13 protein-coding genes are annotated in these 17,344 nt (G+C 47.1%); 3 read left to right on the top strand and 10 right to left on the bottom strand.

The window, feature by feature from the left end; translation table 11 throughout:
* Nucleotides 1-46 precede the first annotated feature (46 nt).
* Nucleotides 47-1,333 (bottom strand): UDP-N-acetylmuramoyl-tripeptide--D-alanyl-D-alanine ligase, encoded by a 1,287-nt coding sequence (locus ACFSRY_RS04180; protein ID WP_377503509.1) that lies wholly within the window; start codon nt 1,331-1,333, stop codon nt 47-49.
* 175 nt (nt 1,334-1,508) lie between these two features.
* Between ACFSRY_RS04180 and ACFSRY_RS04175 the strand changes: the two genes are divergently transcribed.
* Together ACFSRY_RS04175 and ACFSRY_RS04170 are read left to right on the top strand one after the other, a co-directional pair.
* On the top strand, nt 1,509-3,731 hold the full coding sequence (locus ACFSRY_RS04175; RefSeq protein WP_377503508.1) for a T9SS type A sorting domain-containing protein: 2,223 nt from the start codon (nt 1,509-1,511) through the stop codon (nt 3,729-3,731).
* Nucleotides 3,731-4,120, top strand: a complete 390-nt coding sequence (locus ACFSRY_RS04170; protein ID WP_377503507.1) for a hypothetical protein — start codon at nt 3,731-3,733, stop codon at nt 4,118-4,120. The genes ACFSRY_RS04175 and ACFSRY_RS04170 overlap by 1 nt, the downstream gene beginning before the upstream one ends.
* 72 nt (nt 4,121-4,192) lie before the next feature.
* On the opposite strand, the gene ACFSRY_RS04165 is transcribed toward ACFSRY_RS04170, so the two are convergent.
* Genes ACFSRY_RS04165 through ACFSRY_RS04155 form a run of 3 tightly spaced genes read right to left on the bottom strand, consistent with a single transcriptional unit; the run spans nt 4,193 to nt 6,790 of the window.
* A complete protein-coding gene (locus tag ACFSRY_RS04165) occupies nt 4,193-4,963 on the bottom strand; it encodes an amidohydrolase (RefSeq protein WP_377503506.1) in 771 nt (256 codons plus the stop codon).
* A 55-nt stretch (nt 4,964-5,018) separates the two neighbouring features.
* Entirely contained in the window at nt 5,019-6,167 is a 1,149-nt protein-coding gene (locus ACFSRY_RS04160) for a methionine aminotransferase (RefSeq protein ID WP_377503505.1), read from the bottom strand.
* Nucleotides 6,168-6,202: 35 nt separating this feature from the next.
* On the bottom strand, nt 6,203-6,790 hold the full coding sequence (locus ACFSRY_RS04155) for a uracil-DNA glycosylase family protein (RefSeq protein WP_377503606.1): 588 nt from the start codon (nt 6,788-6,790) through the stop codon (nt 6,203-6,205).
* 113 nt (nt 6,791-6,903) lie between these two features.
* Here ACFSRY_RS04155 and ACFSRY_RS04150 point away from each other — a divergent pair, with 113 nt between their 5' ends.
* Nucleotides 6,904-7,455 (top strand): hypothetical protein, encoded by a 552-nt coding sequence (locus tag ACFSRY_RS04150; protein WP_377503504.1) that lies wholly within the window; start codon nt 6,904-6,906, stop codon nt 7,453-7,455.
* Between the two features lie 64 nt (nt 7,456-7,519).
* On the opposite strand, the gene ACFSRY_RS04145 is transcribed toward ACFSRY_RS04150, so the two are convergent.
* The 6 genes from ACFSRY_RS04145 to mfd all read right to left on the bottom strand — a co-directional run bounded on the left by ACFSRY_RS04145 (nt 7,520) and on the right by mfd (nt 17,173).
* Entirely contained in the window at nt 7,520-7,969 is a 450-nt protein-coding gene (locus tag ACFSRY_RS04145; RefSeq protein WP_377503503.1) for a hypothetical protein, read from the bottom strand.
* A 198-nt stretch (nt 7,970-8,167) separates the two neighbouring features.
* A complete protein-coding gene (locus ACFSRY_RS04140) occupies nt 8,168-8,974 on the bottom strand; it encodes a hypothetical protein (RefSeq protein WP_377503502.1) in 807 nt (268 codons plus the stop codon).
* A 165-nt stretch (nt 8,975-9,139) separates the two neighbouring features.
* On the bottom strand, nt 9,140-9,547 hold the full coding sequence (locus ACFSRY_RS04135) for a response regulator (RefSeq protein WP_377503501.1): 408 nt from the start codon (nt 9,545-9,547) through the stop codon (nt 9,140-9,142).
* 27 nt (nt 9,548-9,574) lie between these two features.
* Complete coding sequence (locus ACFSRY_RS04130; RefSeq protein ID WP_377503500.1) at nt 9,575-11,875, bottom strand: PAS domain-containing protein; 2,301 nt, start codon at nt 11,873-11,875, stop codon at nt 9,575-9,577.
* A 145-nt stretch (nt 11,876-12,020) separates the two neighbouring features.
* Nucleotides 12,021-13,649 (bottom strand): PAS domain-containing protein, encoded by a 1,629-nt coding sequence (locus ACFSRY_RS04125; protein WP_377503499.1) that lies wholly within the window; start codon nt 13,647-13,649, stop codon nt 12,021-12,023.
* 152 nt (nt 13,650-13,801) lie between these two features.
* The gene (mfd, locus tag ACFSRY_RS04120) at nt 13,802-17,173 is read right to left on the bottom strand and encodes a transcription-repair coupling factor (protein WP_377503498.1); all 3,372 of its coding nucleotides are present in this window, start codon (nt 17,171-17,173) and stop codon (nt 13,802-13,804) included.
* Nucleotides 17,174-17,344 lie beyond the last annotated feature (171 nt).

Below are 17,344 nucleotides of genomic sequence, written 5' to 3'. Positions count from 1 at the left end.
CTGAGAGTTATACTGGAATAACTCACTTTCCTTATTAGCCGAATTTTTACAGTACATCAAGCAGCGTTTCCAAGCCCATACCTCTGGAGCCCTTTACCAGCACATAGCTATCCGACACCGGGTGGTCATGTAGCCACTGCTGTAGCTCTGGCTTCGTCTCAAAGTATAAAAAGTCGCTATTTATCTCTGCAGCATACTTCATGTCTTTTCCGCAGAGCAGTACCCTGTCTATGGGTTGAGAAGCCACTACCTCGCCTAATGCTTTATGCTCGGCGGCGCTTTCTGTACCCATCTCAAACATATCACCCAGTATAACCACCTTATGTGTTGCTGTCATGCTTCCGAAGTTGCGCACGGCGGCAGCCATAGAAGTTGGGTTGGCGTTGTAGGCATCTAGTAAAATAGTGTTACTGCCCTTGTGCACCACCTGCGAACGGTTGTTTACCGGGCTGTAGTTGGCAATGGCTTCGTTGGCTTTAGCTAGCGGCACGCCAAAGTATTTACCGATACAGGCAGCTGCAGCCATATTTTCGTAGTTATAGCTACCCACCAGCTGCGTTTTTACCACGTTTCCTTCTTCATCTTTATACACCACAAATGGTGAGGCCTCCAGTAACTCAGAGTGGTAGTAATCTCTCGGGGAAGGGTAAGTTACTTTGTTTTCAATGCGGCGGCTCATGCGCATCAGGTGTTCATTGCCGGTATTTATAAAAACAGTGCCTTTGTGGTTATCCAAATGCACATAGAGTTCGCTTTTACCTCTGGCAACTCCCTCCAGACTACCAAAACCCTCCAGGTGCGCTTTACCGATGTTGGTGATCATGCCGTGGGTTGGCAGGGCAATGCTGCTGAGTAAGGCAATTTCGCCGATATGGTTGGCTCCCATCTCGATGATCGCCATTTCGTGCTCCGGCTTAATGCGCAGCAGCGTGAGCGGCACCCCGATGTGGTTGTTCAGGTTGCCCTGTGTGTACAGCGTGTTGAACTTTTGGCTAAGCACAGCATAGATCAACTCTTTGGTAGTGGTTTTGCCGTTGCTGCCCGTAATGCCAATCACGGGTATGCTTAGTTGTTTGCGATGGTGGCGCGCCAGGTCCTGTAGCGTTTGCAGCGTATCCTCTACCACAAACACATTATCAGAGGCCATAGCCGGATCATCTACCACGGCATACTTCGCACCTTTTTCCAGCGCCATTTCGGCAAACTTAGCACCTTTGAAGTTAGGGCCGTTCAGGGCAAAAAACATACTTTGCTCCTGGTCCGCACGAGAGTCGGTGCTCACATGGCGGCACTCCAGGTATTTTTGGTACAGAAATTCAATGCTGTTCGGCATAAAACGCGTATTTTTATATCTAATATGCTATTACGCAGGCAAATTACGTTATGATATCAACCCGCCTTTGTGTGGCAATATACATCCAAAACAGCAAATTAGGTAAACAAAGCTCTTTCCATCTGATTATATGTAAGTGTGCTAGCCTACATTAGAATTCGCCTTAACCCATAATATGAGATTACTCCTTACACTGCTATTACTGCTTTTGCCTTTGGTGCAGGCCTTAGCCCAGGAAGCTGATAAATTAGCTTTCCGGTTCCGTAACGATGTGCCTGTCTCTACAGCAACAGGAAAGTTAGCCAGCCCCTGGAGCGGGGGGCTTAACACGCCGCAGTTCTCTACCATTGACCTGAACAAGGACGGACAACAGGATCTCTTTATTTTCGATAGGCAGCTGAAGAAGGTCTTTGCCTGGCTGGCTGTGCAGCAAAACGGCCAGTTGAAGTATACTTACGCACCGGACTATGAGGTGTTCTTCCCCGCAGACCTGGAGCACTGGGTACTGCTGCGCGATTATAACTGTGATGGACTGAAAGATATCTTTACCAGCACTCCCTTGGGTATCCGTGTGTTTAAGCAGGAACCGGCAACTGGCGGGAAGCTGAAATTCACCTTGGCTGAGGAAGTGCTGCTGTACAACAGTAACAACGTAAACATACAAATGAACGGCGCAGATATCCCGGCCATTACAGACACTGACGGTGACGGTGACCTGGATATTTTGGTATCAGAATTCTCCCGTGGAAACACCATGGAGTTTTACCGCAACACACAGGCTGAGCAAGGGCTGGCGTGCGGTTCTTTAAAATTTGTGCAGCAAACAAATTGGTGGGGCCGCATTACAGAGTGTGAAGGCTGTAATAACTATTTGTTTAGTGCCCATTGCCGTGTAGCTGCTCCCCAGCATACAGGCCATGACGGTTCTTCGCTCCTGCTTATAGATGTAGATGCCGACGGTGACAAAGATCTGATATCAGGAGCCGTGCAGTGCGAGAGTCTGGTGCTGATGGAGAACAAGGGCAACAGCGGAGATGCACTAATGACAGGGTTTACCCCAGCTTTTCCGGCTGCCAGACCTGCAACTTTTCGGGTATACCCTGCTGCATATTATGAAGATGTAACTTTCGACGGTGTCCCTGACTTGCTTGTGGCGCCACAGGCTACGCAGGACCTTCATGACATCAATTTTCAGAACTCTACCTGGCTTTACAGAAATACAGGGGCTGTAGACAAGCCAAACTTCAATTTTGTACAGAATGATTTTCTGCAAGGGCAGATGATTGATTTAAGCGAAGGGGCTTACCCGGCTTTTGGAGATTTAGATGCTGATGGCGATCTGGATCTCTTAGTTGGTAACGCAGTGTCTTTCTCAGGCAACCTGTATAGTGCCTCCATCAGCTTTTACCGCAATACAGGTACTGTGACGGCGCCAGCTTATGAACTAGTGACGGATGATTACCTGGGACTAAAAAACAGGCAGCTTTTTAGTATAAAGCCTGCTTTCGCAGATATAAATGGTAATGGTTTAACTGACATGGTGCTGACGTACAAAGAGAAAAGCGCAGGTACTAACCGGGTAAGCTATATTCCGAACAAGTCTGCAAAAGGACAGGCTGCAAAGTATGACTTTGCCAATGTGCAGATCGTGCAGAATTTGCCAGACGGCGCTTCTCCTGCCTTTGCTGATGTGGATAATGATAGCGACTTAGATATGCTGGTAGGCATGCCTGATGGGAGCATGTCCTTTTACAGGAATTCAGGAAGCATCTCTACACCAAATTATGTTCTGGAGAACAGTAGTCTGGGTGGGTTGGGCTTTAATCCTGCTGGTAGAATGCTCCATCCAACGGTCGCTGATGTAAATGGAGATGGTCGTCCTGACTTACTTACAGTAGACAACAGCGGTATAATGCGTATTTACCTGAACTTCACGCAACAGTTGAACGGGGTGTTTACGGCAGAAACGCAACTCATCGAAAATGACCTGACACAGGAACTGCAGGCAAGCAGATTTGGCAAAGGAGCTAGTATAGCTGTGGCTCCTTTGGGCGGTGAGGATAAGCTTTTTACGGCTATCGGTTCTTTGGGAGGGGGAGTATACCTGTTGGAGCAAACCTCTGGCAACATGGCTGTGCCCTCTGATCCGGAAGCAGGATTAAGGCTGGAAGTGTATCCTAATCCTGTTGCTAAAACAGAACGAGGAACTGTTTCTGTTTTAGCACAAGAACCAGTTCAATTAAACGTGTATGATGTAATTGGCCGCCAGGTAGCTAAAATAGGTACTTACAGCCGCAGCCATAGTGTATCGCTTCGTAATTTAGAGTCAGGTGTATACATCATCAGGGCTACCACGCAAACCGGGGCAAAGGCTTCTGCGAAACTGGTTGTGTACTAATGCAGGCTTTCCTCTTTATAGATCTTACAACACCGGCTTCTTATCATCAGCCGGTGCTGGAGCGAGTTAAGGCAGTCTTACCCAAAGTATCGGTCTTGGATTTAGACGCTGAGTCTGATGAGATGATGCAGCACTATGCTTTGCGCTTACTTCGAAATTCCGGAAAGCTGGTTGTATGTATTAAGGCTGATGAAGGAGTTACAGAAATAGCTGTACTCATGCCCTTTTTAGAAGAGCTTTTTCAGGAGAATCCAGACAGGCTGGTTTTGCTGCTTGGGCACCATACAAGGCTAAGTCGCATGTTCGAAGCAAGGCCAGAGGTAAACTTTAAGGTAGTGGGAGAGGGGGAAGTGGTGGAGGAAACAGAGAAGTTTCTGCATAGCTATTAACCTGCCCTTCTTTACAATGAAGGGCAGGTGCATGACAAACCTGTTCTAAAACTGAAGAAGTGTGGCTTAAGCTTATAAACTAAATGCATCCGCATCCAAATGTGCCGGGAAAGCTTCTCTGAAATCCTTCAGCTCCTTTTTGCTCAACGTTATAGTGTGGATTCCTTCCACCTCACTGGTTTCCAGTAACTGGTAACCTTTAGGGTGAATGATGGCGGAGTCGCCGGAGTAGGGATGGCTGCTCCCATCAGTGCCTACACGATTCACGCCCGCCACATAGGCCAGGTTTTCAATGGCGCGGGCCTGCAGTAAAGTACGCCAGGCCTGGTTACGTGCTTTAGGCCAGTTTGCCACATATAGCAGCAGGTCATAAGCATTGTCTTTGTTTCGGCTCCACACCGGAAAGCGCAGATCGTAGCACACTAACGGGCAGATGTTCCATCCTTTTAATTCAACCAAAAGCTTCTCTTTTCCGGCAGTATAAGTATGGTGTTCCTTTGCCATCCGGAAGAGGTGCCTTTTATCATACTTTTCATAGCTTCCGTCGGGCCTCACCCAGTACAGGCGGTTGTAATATTTTTCGGCTTCCTTCACAATCACACTGCCCGTTAACACAGCCTGTTGTCTCTGTGCTTCCTCCTGCATCCACCTTAGCGTAGATCCATCTGCTTCTTCTGCTAACTCCGGAGCATTCATGCTGAAGCCGGTGGTAAACATTTCCGGCAAAACGATCAGGTCTGTCTTAGGTGCAGTTGCAGCCAGTTTTTCAGAGAACATTTTTCTGTTAGCCACGGCATCCTGCCAGTATAGTTCTGTTTGTACGATGGTGATGCGTAAGTCCATACTTGTTGCTGAAATAATGAATTAAAACTTCGGATAAAGAATGATAAGCTAAACGCTAAAGCTTCGCCAGCTTCTCACCGGCTTTTCTAAGTGTTTCTTCACTTTTCGCAAAGCAGAAACGGAGGAACTTGTTGTCCGTTTTATCATGGTAGAAAGCTGACACAGGAATAGCTGCCACGCCCGTTTCCTTTGTCAGGCGTTTGGCAAAATCCTGATCATGCTCATCAGATATGCTGCTGTACTTTGCCAGCTGAAAATAGGTGCCTGAAGATGGTATAACTTCAAAGCGCGTTTGCTTTAGCTGTTCAATAAAAAAATCACGTTTTGCCTGGTAGAAGTATGGTAGCTCCAGGTAATGGCTTTCTTCATCCATAAAATCGGCAATGGCTAGCTGAAGCGGAGTAACAGCACAAAATGTTATGAACTGGTGCATCTTGCGCAATTCAGCGGTAAGCCGGGCAGGAGCAACAGCATAGCCTGTCTTCCAGCCGGTGGTATGGTAGGTTTTTCCAAAGGACGAGATTACAAAACTGCGTTCCCGCAGCTGGGCGTTTTGCAGGGCGCTGTAATGCACGTTTTCATCAAATACCATATGCTCATATACCTCATCGCTGATTATCAGTATGTCTGTGTCTTTAATAAGTTTGGCAAGCGTATTCATATCCTGTTGGGTCATCACAGCACCTGTCGGGTTGTGCGGCGTGTTAATGATGATCAGGCGGGTACGTGACGTGATGCTGCGCTTTACCCGGTCCCAATCAACGCTGAAGTCTGGCAGCATTAGCGGGACATATACCGGAAGGCCACCACAAAGCCGGATAACTGGTGCGTAGGAATCGTAGCAGGGCTCCAGTACAATTACTTCGTCTCCGGGCTTAACTACTGCGGTGATGGCTGCATTAAGTGCCTCTGTTGCCCCTGCTGTTACTGTTATTTCCGTTTCGGGGTCAGGGAGGTAGCCATACATTTTTTCTGTTTTCACACTGATCTTCTCCCGCAATTTCAGCACCCCAGGCATCGGAGCATATTGGTTAAAGCCCTCGTGCATGTATTGTGTTACCAGGTTTATCAAAGGCTCCGGGCAGTTAAAATCAGGGAACCCCTGCGACAGGTTTATTGCTTTATGTTCGTTTGCCAAGCCAGACATAATGGTAAAGATGCTGGTGCCGACATCAGGCAGTTTGCTGTGGGGATAGTTCATCATAGTTTACTTTATAGGAGCTAATTGAAGTTACAGCCTTAGGTCCGGTTAAGCAAATCTTTTACGAGTTGTTGCAGAACTGGTACGGCGTCTGCCTCAAACCATGAGTTTCTCCGTAGCCAGAAATGGTTCAGAGGAGAAGGGTGAGGCATCGGCATATAATCAGGTAAATACTCGTGCCAGTTACTTACTGTTTCGGTTAAGGTAGGTTTAGCAGCTTTACCTAAGAAAAAATCCTGGGCATATTTTCCGACAAGCAGGGTGAGCTTTATGTTGGGGAGAAGATGTAGCAGTTGCTGGTGCCAGTGCTGTGCACACTCCGGCCGTGGGGGTAAATCTCCGCTTTTGCCTTTACCCGGGTAGCAGAAGCCCATGGGTACAATGGCTACTTTCGAGGCATCGTAAAAAACTTCAGCATCCATATCCAGCCATTCCCGCAGTCTTTTGCCGCTCTGGTCGTTCCAGGGAATACCGCTTGCATGTACTTTAGTGCCAGGGGCTTGTCCTACAATTAGGAGTTTTGCACTGGTGCTAGCCGCCAATACCGGGCGTGGACCCAGTGGCAGGTGCTCTTCGCAAATGCGGCAGGCCCGAACTTGCTGCAACAAACTTTCCAGTGCTTCCATAGTATAGTAGTAGTACCACAAAGGTACAAAGTATACCGCAAGAGTGGCGGCAATTATCGGGTAGAAAGTAAAATGCAATGCGTCAGTATTGGAAATTCTGGTTAATAGTTTTAATGGCATACTGTTTCCATCCTGCAGTGCAGGCACAGGAATCAGCAGTTTATAAAAACGCTTTTACGGTGAAGTTCTTCGGGCTTTCCATGCATCTTAAAGAGAGTCCTTACCCTGAAATATTTCCTAACAGGTTAGATGAAAAAGGCTATGCCACTTTCAACTATGGCGGCATTGCTGGGTATGAACGTTTTATTGTGCGTGATGCGATAAGTGTGCGGGTAGAGCAGGGACTGTATGCAGATTGTGCAGGCGAGCTGGCAGGCTTTACGCATTTGGGTTGGCGGGGCATTATCTTCCGAAGGAACCGGCACTCCTTAAACGGAGGATTTGGACCTACCTTAGTTTACCGGCAAGACTGGAACAAGATAGAAGGGTACAAGGATGATGGTTACTTTAACAGAAGTGGTGAGTGGCAGTATAAGTTCTACTGGTACGGAGGGGAGTTCGAATACAACTATAAACTTAATGAAAGTACTGACCTCTCGGTGAACCTGGTACCTGGGTTGCCGGAGTTGGTATCACTGGGAGTAGGGGTACGAAAGCATTTTTAGGTTTGATAAAAATAGCAGAGGGCCGGAAGAAAAAACTCCGGCCCTCTGCTATGGGAAAATAATTCTAGCGGTTGCGCTCATTCCAATACTCATCACGCGGGTCACGACTGCGACGGCGAGATTTAGGGTGTGGCATGAGTGGATCTTCATACCAGCGGTCTTCTACACGCTGGTTACTGCTGTCGAAGTGTACATCGCGTTGGCGCCATAAAGGATCCTGGGAGTGTTTATCCGGATGCCGTTGCTGGTGCTCATGGTGCCGTTGCTGGTACTGCCTGTTTTGCTGGTTTGGTAGCCAGTCCTCTTTGTGAAACCGGCCCTGATCTTCGAACCTCCCTACATCTTCTGAGTGCCAGTCATGCTGGTGGTTCAGGTGAATGTATGGATTAGGTTCGCCCCAGCGGCTTCTGAAATCATTAAAATTTTGATCATGATGATGGCGGGGATGCTGCTCTCTTCTGTTTCGCAGGTTATTGTGATGAGGATGCCTTGGGTCGTGTTCGTCGTGATGCATGTTATATCTTTTAAGTGTGACAATCAATTCCTGTTTAGCTCATACTTAGATGTACGCTCTGATAATCAGGATGTTTGCAGAGAATATAAACAAAAAACCGGATAAAAGCAACAAAGCCGGCTTTGATGGCCGGCTTTGCTCTTCACTAACTAAAACTAATCTACTACCAATTCTACCTAATCTGCCATTTATACGGGCTTATCTGCGGTAGCGTTGGGTTCTGTCAGAATCTTTATAGTAATCATCTCTGCCTGAATCAGTTTCATCTGCCCAGCGAGGTCCTCCTTCATAGCCTTTATCAAAACTGCGGTCACGGTAGGATTCTGAACCATGGCGCTCATACGAGTCGATGCGCTGCGCCTGTGAAGGACGGCTGTGCGGACGGTAGTTCGGATCATCTGAATGCCAGATATCATTCCAGGTATCTTTCACTCTGTTAAAGAAGCCACGGTGCTCAGGAGATCTTCTGTCCTCATCTGGGGTATAGCGTCCTTCTCTGTACCAGTTGTGGGAGCCACTACCATATCTGTAGTCATCTTCCTTATAACGGCCTCTGCTGCCTGGCCCTTCGCGCCAGATATTGTTCTGGTAATCTGTTCTGTCGGTTGTATTCCCTTGTAAGGAGCCTCCCGATGTGTGAGGGCGACGCATGTTGTGCTGTTCACTGTGTTGATAGCTGTCACCATGGTCCAGGTAAGACTTCTCGTTGCGGTAAGCGCTGTCGGAGCGGCTGCCGTAGTGGTCATTTAGATGTGCATTGCGGCCTTTCGCATAGGTGCTGTTACGGTCGTGCTGGTAATTCTCGCCATACTTGCGTTCAGGTGTATCTTGTGCTCCGCGTGGGCTTGGCCCTGTGTGGAAATAGTTGCCTTCGTCCCATTCGCGATTATCATGGCCTCGGTAGCCATAGCGTTTCTGCTTTTCTTTATCTTCCTCGTTTAGTTTCCGACCCATGCGCCAGTTCTCTTCTTCATAGCCTCTGTAGCGTCCTGCAGTGTTTGTCATAGTTTTATCTTTTAAGTTTGTTACAAGTTAAATTCCGCCTAGTACGGGTTTATATTTACGGTATTGCAGGGGGTATAGTTAAAGAGCGGCAGGTATGGTAAAAAAAACAGGGGCACATCTTTTTAAAAGATGTGCCCCTGCAGGTTAAATACTTTTAAGGATATATTAAAAGTATTCTTGCATTACATCCCGGACATCGCCTTCCGTTAGAGGTTTGGAATAATGTTTACGAACATCCGGAAACTGCTTGAGTTTTTCCAGGTCATAGAAGCTTGCTGAGGAGGTAAGCATTAGCATAACTACTTTGTCTTTATCATACTGGTCAAGTTTTTGGTATTCCTCCAAAAACTCAAAGCCATCCATTACCGACATTTTTATATCTACAAAAATGAGGTCAGGGCGTGGGTATTCAGGCTCACCTGCAAATGATTTGTTTAAATAGTCAAGCGCTTCTTCGCCGTTAGTAACTACCCTTATATCTGGTGCTACCTCCAGGCGGGTGAGCAGGCGGTGATTCAGGTAGTTGGTGGTCTCATCGTCATCAATGAGCAGTATAGTGTTCAGCGATTTCATAGTTCTATTTCCTTTGAACCTTATTTCTTATTTATATTTGAAGTATAGCGTAAAGGTTGTGCCCTCGCCCAAATTACTATCTATGTTAATATAACCCCCATGGTTGGTAAGTAACCTGTTTACGATATAAAGGCCGAGACCGGAGCCGTTTACGTGGTTATGAAAGCGTTTGAACATCTGGAACAGCTTATTCTGGTGTTTGTTCATATCCAGTCCCAGTCCATTATCTTTCACTGTGAGCTCCACAAAGTTATCTTTTATTCTTGAGCTTATCAGGATAACCGGTGAACGTTCATGCGATCTGTACTTGATGCTGTTGCTTATTAAATTATAAAGTATACTTTTCAGGCTACCTTTTGTAAATGGAACAAAGGGTGCCTCTGAAAATTCTGTAATTAGCTGGGTGTTGGTGTCATTAATCATACTCTGCAGGCTTAGTGTGACATCCTGCACTGCTTCCATAAAATAAAGATCCTCCAGATCGCGCTTCTTCGTTTTCTGCACCTTTACCACTTCAGACAGATCGTGAATCGTGTTGTGGATTTGTTGCAGTGATCTGTTAAACATGCCAATCATGGTGTGGGCATCGGGATCTTTGAATTCGGCCATGCATACCAGCTCCTCAAATATGCTGGCCATGTTTATAATTGGTAGTTTAAGGTCGTGAGAAGCAGTATAAACGAAGCTATCCAAATCCTGATTAATAAGCTCTAGTTCCAGGTTCTTCTCTACGAGTCCTTCTTCTGCTCTTTTATGATCTTCTATGTCAGTGCAGGTTCCTATCCACTGCACTACACGCCCCTCCTCATCCCGGAGAGGAATGCCCTGCCCCCTGAACCAACGGTAAGAACCTTCTCTGCCATTCCTGATGCGGTACTCGATCTCATAATAGCCTCCGGTTTGAACAGCATGCTGCCAACGCTCTATTGTATGTTTCTGATCCTTTGGATGAATGGCGCTGAGCCATGCCTCCATCTTGCAACTTTCCTCTTGAGAGAGTCCTGTATAGATTTGCCAACGTTCATTGAAATATTCTGTCACTCCTTCCGGAGTGGCAGTCCACGTCATGTGGGGAAGTGAGTCAAGCAGCTTTTGCATCCAGCTTAACTGACTTTCACGCTCCTGCTCAACTCTCCTCTTCTCAGTGATATTCAGCATTGCACCCAGCATACGAACAGGTGCGCCCGATTCACTATAAATGACGTAGCCTTTATCGTTCACCAATACATAGCTGCCGTCAGCGCTCCTGAAACGATACTCATCTTCCCAGTTCACTTCACCAGAGGCGATTGCCTGATAAATACCTGCCTGAACACGAGGAAGGTCTTCCGGGTGGATATTTTCTTTCCAGAAGTTAATATTTGTCCGTGAGTTGACTTTGTAGCCAAACAAGGTGAAAAGGCCTTCGTTCCACCAAAGAGAATCGTTGCGCAGGTTCCAGTCCCAGATCACATCATTGGTGACCATAGCAATGCGTTCAAATCGCTCATTACTTTCCTTTAGTTCCTGTTCGCGCTGTTTTTGCTGGCGCAGGTCTACCATAGAACCTAACATACGAGTCAGGTTACCCTCTTCGTCGTAGAATATGTACCCGTGGTCCAACACCTCTGTGTATGAGCCATCAGCTTTTAAATAACGGTACTCACCTGTCCAAGTTTTACTCCTGGTAGCTTTAATAAGATCAAGACTTGCTCTGATGCGTTTGTAGTCTTCCGGGTGTACTCGCTCATCCCAGGCGTCTGGTGTTGTCTTTAGGTCTTGGTCAGTATAACCAAAAGTGTCTTTATAAGCGGCGCTCCAGGTAAGTTTGTTCTCTGCAACATTGCATTCCCATGCTACGCCACCAACTACTTCAGTTATTTCCCGGATATGGTCAAAAGATTTTTTTACCTCACGATCGGCCACTATGTGTGCTGTGCAGTCGCGCAACTCAATCAGGATGTTGATCAGGTCCCCTGTATTGTCCAGTATTGGAATATAAGTGCTTTCCCAATACCTTTCCTCAAAGCCCCCGTTAAGTGCACCAGATTGTTTAATGTCGTAGCGAACTATAGGTGAAGAAATCTTCTCCTTAGACTTTATCACCTTTTCGAAAGATGATTTTGCTCTTTGAGAAGTCTTTACATCTGGTGTATCCGGATTGTCAGGAAAAGCATCAAAAAAATATTTGCCTATTACTTCTTCGCGCGTTCTGTTTACAGCTTTCAGATAGCTGTTAGTGGCCGCAACAATGTACAGATCAGGAGATAGTACAGTGAGAAGCCCAGGCGAAGCGAGGAAAATATGTTCGAAGTTCAGAGTCTGGTGTAAAGCGGGTGAGCTTTCCATAATGTTTAGTGTAGGCTTTTAACCCTGTTGCTGCAGCGTGTAGTAAACGAGCTGTATCTACTGTAAGATAAGGTGTAAAACTTAATAGGCAGCACGAAATTTAAGAATAAGTGCAGCGTTTTGCCAATTGGCTTCAAAATATGCTCTATGCTCTTTCTTGTAGCTTTAAAGTAAGTTCTGCGGCGGTACGTTTAGCTTCTACAGCTTCTGTTACCTCTATTGCCGATATCAATACGCCTTCTACGCCTCCTTCGTTATCAAAAATTGGCTGAAATTTAATGTTAAAATAAGCTTCTTCCAGTTTTAGGTTCTGGAAGCGGTCATATAAGGATGGGTATGCTTTGAGGTGCATGGTTTTCCCCTTTTGGTATACTCTGTCAAGCAATTTGTTCAGCCCTGAGTCCTGGAACTCTGGCCATAATTCTTTTGCCGTTCTCCCGATATAAGAGCGATTACCGTACAGGTTATAGATGCCCGGTGAAACATAGCGGCAGATATGTCTGGGACCTTCCAGTAGGCACAGGTGTGCTGGTGAAAGCTGCAGAATCTTTTCCATCTGCTGGTCTTTTAGCAGTATTTTTTCCAGTATTTGCCTCTGGTCTTCTATGTCGGTGTAAGTGCCAATCCACAGTTTTACACTGCCATCCTGCTCATACATAGGTACACCCCGCTCTAGGAAAGTGCGGTAGGTGTTGGTAACTTGGTCTTTGATGCGATATTCAATTTCGTATAAGCTACCCGTAGCGATCGCATTATACCAGGAGGCAAGTACTGCTGCCGAATCTTCAGGGTGAATATAATGTATCCAACCCTCCGTCTGCCCCTTCGGCATACCTGTATAACTGTACCAGTTGTCGTTGAAGTATAGGACTTTACCTCTGCGGTCTGCTGTCCAGGCCATGTGCGGAAGGTTCTCAAGTAAATGTCTGAAGCGGGCATGGCTCTCCTTTAAGTCTTCTTCTATACGCTTGTTATGCGACAGATCAATGATGGAGCCTATTGTGCGGATGGGCCTTCCGTTACTGCCATAAATTAGATATCCCTGATCCAGTACATGTGCATAAGTGCCGTCGGCCTTCCTAAACCTGTATTCTCCGGTCCATATCTTTTGTTTGGAGGTAATCGCATCAGTGATAGATTTTTGGAGCCACTCAAAGTCTTCAGGGTGAACGCGACTATCCCACGATTCGCCTCCAGGTCCCATTTCATCTGGCTGGTAACCAAAAACTTCTAACAGCCCTTTACCCCATGCAAGCCTGTTGTTTACCATGTCATACTCCCAGGCTACGGCATTTAATGCGGTTGTGAGTAACATAAGCCGCTCATCATGATGTTCCCGCGTTTCCGCTGTTGCTATTTCCTCTGTTATGTCCCGTGCCTCATGTAAGATGTAAATGAGGTTACCGCACTCATCAAAAACAGGTGTGTTTGTTGGGCTCCAATAACGTGTTTCAAACGTTTGATCTAGTTTGTCAGGGGAAGGTAAATCGTAACGGAGCAAAGGCATGTTATGTGGCTTTTTCTCACGTAACACATACCGGAGGGAGTGTTCAAACTCACTGGCTGAATCACGGGTTGGGGTAGCGGGGTTATTAGGAAACACGTCAAAGAAGTACTTTCCTAATATTTCCTCACGTGCAACCATAGTTGCCCGCAGGTAAGCATCTGTGGCATCGAAAATTGTAAGGTCAGGTTTCAGGACCAGGTATAGCCCCGGCAGTATTCTGAAAACCGGACCTAAGGCCGATGTTAAATTTGCGTCGGGCAACAGCATGTTAAACTATTTTGGTGAGGAGAGATGTAAAAGTCGTAGCTAAAGTAGTTAAAATCACTTAGCGTTGCAATAGAATATATTAAGCAAATGCAATTTGCTTCAGAACTAATGGTTTAGATCCTGAAACAAATTGATTTATAACTACATTAAGCTTATGCAGAGATGGCTTCCCTTACTCCAAATCCCTCAAACACTTCCTTGGCATCTTCTATGTTCTGAATATCCTCCACAATCACGATCAACTTACTCTTTGCCTCCTTCAGGCGTGACCGTCTTGAATGCTGCTGCACATATTTCAGGATGTTGCCAAAAGTATCGGACTGAAAGTATTTATCGTTGTTCTCGCTTGGCAGGTAGCCCTTCATTACCTCCTTCTTGATGGTAAGCTTTTCAAAGCCTAACTGCTGTGCCTGCCAACGTAGTTTTACAATCTCTACAAGCTGCTGTACCTGCTCAGGCAATGGGCCAAACCTGTCTACAATACTCGCTCTTAGTTTCTCCAGCTCCTGCAGGTCTTTGGTGCTGTCCAGTTTGCTGTAAAGGTTGAGGCGCTCCGAAATGTTGCTTACATAGCTCTCCGGAATCAGCACTTCCATGTCCGTTTCAATGTTGCACTCCCGCACCGGCTCAATGAACTGCTCCAGATTATCGCCGAGGAACAACTCTCGGAATTCTGTCTCCTTCAGCTCCTTGATGGCATCGTCGAGCACCTGGTGGTACATCTCAAAACCAAGATCGGTAATAAAGCCGCTTTGCTCACCACCCAGCAAATTACCCGCTCCACGGATATCCAGGTCACGCATTGCGATTTTGAAACCTTCGCCCAAGTCAGAAAACTCTTCCAGCGTGCTCAATCGTTTTCGGGAATCGGAAGGTAAGCCTGCTACAGGTGGTGTTAACAGATAACAATACGCTTTTTTGTTTGATCGGCCCACGCGCCCACGCATCTGGTGCAGGTCCGATAAACCGAACATGTGCGCCCGGTTAATGATGATGGTATTGGCATTCTCAATGTCCAGACCTGATTCAATGATGTTGGTTGATACCAGCACATCATATTCCCCATTTACGAATTTCATCATGCGCTTCTCCAGTTTCTCCGGCTCCATTTGCCCGTGAGCATACGTGACTTTTGCATCCGGAACGTGGCGCAGGATCATATCGGCAATCTCTTCGATATCTTTAATGCGGTTGTGCACGAAGAACACCTGCCCGCCGCGTTTCATTTCATTTACAACAGCATCCCGAATCAGCCCCTCGTCGTAAACGTGCAGCTCTGTTTTTACCGGCTGTCTGTTAGGCGGCGGTGTGGCGATCACGCTCAGGTCGCGGGCGCCCATCAGCGAGAAGTGCAGCGTGCGCGGGATAGGCGTAGCCGTTAGCGTGAGGGTATCTACATTTATACGCATCTCCTTCAGCTTATCCTTTGTCTTTACGCCGAACTTCTGTTCCTCATCAATTACCAGCAGCCCGAGGTCCTTAAACTTCACATCTTTACTAACGATCCGGTGCGTACCAATCAGGATATCTACTTTGCCTTCGGCTACACGCTTTAATGTATCCTTTGTGTCTTTCGTAGTCTTAAAGCGGTTGATATAATCCACTGTAACCGGAAACTGCTCCAGCCTGTCGCGGAAGGTGCGGTAGTGCTGCATAGCCAGAATAGTGGTAGGTACGAGTATGGCAACCTGCTTTCCGTCGCAGGCAGCTTTGAAAGCAGCGCGTATAGCCACTTCTGTTTTACCGAAGCCAACGTCGCCGCACACGAGGCGGTCCATCGGGTGTGGCTGCTCCATATCAGACTTTACATCTTCCGTGGACTTTGCCTGGTCCGGTGTATCCTCATAGATGAACGATGACTCCAGCTCTGCCTGCAGAAAACCATCTTTGCTAAAGGCAAAACCCGGGGCAGCCTTACGCTTGGCGTACAGGCTGATGAGTTCGTGGGCAATGTCTTTAACCTTACTCTTAACCTTCTTCTTTTTATTTTCCCACTCCGGCGAACCCAGCTTACTCATACTTGGTGGCCCGCCCTCTTTGCCACTATACTTTGAAATTTTGTGTAGTGCGTGAATACTCACATAAAGCAAATCATCATCACGGTATACCAAGCGAATTGCTTCCTGCAGGCGGCCGCCTACTTCAACTTTCTCCAGTCCGGCAAAGCGGCCAATGCCATAGTCTACGTGGGTTACATAATCGCCGGGCTGCAGCGAACGCAGCTCTTTTAGCGTCATAGCCTTAGACTTAGAATGCCCTTCTTTGGCCTTGTGCTGATAGAACCTGTCGAACAGTTGGTGGTCGGTGTAGCAGGTTATCTTGAGCGTCTGGTCGATGAAGCCTTCGCGCAAGGAAACCGGCAGGTGCTGGAAACGCACGTCGTGGTCCAGCTCATCGAAGATCATGGTCAGGCGGTTGATCTGGCGCGGCGAATCAGTAGCGATAATATTTACAAAGCCTGCGCCCTGCTGCTCGTGCAGGTCTTTTACCAATCGGTTAAAATCCTTGTTGAAGGAAGGCTGCGGCTTGGCCTGTAGTGGGAGTACTTCTGTGTTCTTAAAATGAAAACGCTTGCCTATCTCCACCACGGTATACTTCTCCAGTAGCTTTTTGAACTGCTTCTGCGTCTGGAACAGTTGCTCCGGGTCCGACACGATTTGTGTGCCGCCGCTACCTGCCATCAGTTTCTCGAAGTTGTGCGATGCCTTGTCGAAATACTCATCAATCACGTCCAGTGTCAGGCGCACATCTTTAAACCAAAGCGTAGTGTTTGCTGGTAAGAAGTCGAGGAAAGCCTCGCGTGTTTCCTGCAGCAGTTTCGTCTGTACGTTAGGAATAATGGAGATGGCCTTCTTCGTCTCCACCGACAGCTGCGTATCTGGGTCGAAGGTGCGTATACTTTCTATTTCGTCGCCAAATAGCTCAATACGGTAAGGCAGGTCATTGGCGTAAGAGAACACATCCACAATACCCCCGCGCACAGCGTATTGACCCGCCTCGTATACAAACTCCGTGCGTTCAAAGCCATACTCCGCCAGCATCTCGCTTAAAAAAGCTGTGTCCAGTTTCTCGCCCACTTTGGCTCCCAGCGTATTCTCTACCAGTGATTTTTTGTTGATCACCTTCTCCGTCAGTGCCTCCGGGTACGTCACGATCAGCTCACCTTTGCCGGTTTTCTGGTTCAGGCGGTTGAGTACCTCTGCACGCATCAGGATGTTGGCGTTCTCGGTATCGTCGAAGCTGTAAGGGCGCTTGTAGGATGTTGGGAAGAGCAGGATTTCCTTCTCCTCTCCAAGCAGGTTTTTCAGATCAGTATAGAAATAAGCTGCCTCCTCTTTATCATGCATCACAAAAAGTTGGTGCCCGTAATTTAGGGTATACACCGCCGACGCCAGCACAGCATCCATGCTACCCGCCATGCCTTTAATCTGAAGTCGGTAAGGCTCATCTGCCTTCAGGCGCTGTGCAATGGTCTGCACCACGCTATCGAGGCGGTAAAGCTCTAAGAAATCTTTAACTTTCATCTGGTTCTAACAAAACGGCAAAGGCAGAACACAGGGCTTCTTTATTAGCCGTGTTCTGCTGTTCTCTTTTACAAAGATACAAATAAACAATTGTCTATACCTGAACAGGAGGGAGGAGGAGAAGGTTGCGCTTTTGTCTGAATCAGGATTTGCAGGATTAAACAACTGCTG

Source organism: Pontibacter locisalis (assembly GCF_042684605.1).
In the GTDB taxonomy this organism is placed as follows: Bacteria; Bacteroidota; Bacteroidia; order Cytophagales; family Hymenobacteraceae; genus Pontibacter; species Pontibacter locisalis.
Note: the sequence above shows the minus strand (reverse complement) of the source record. Positions and strands in the feature narration are given on the sequence as shown.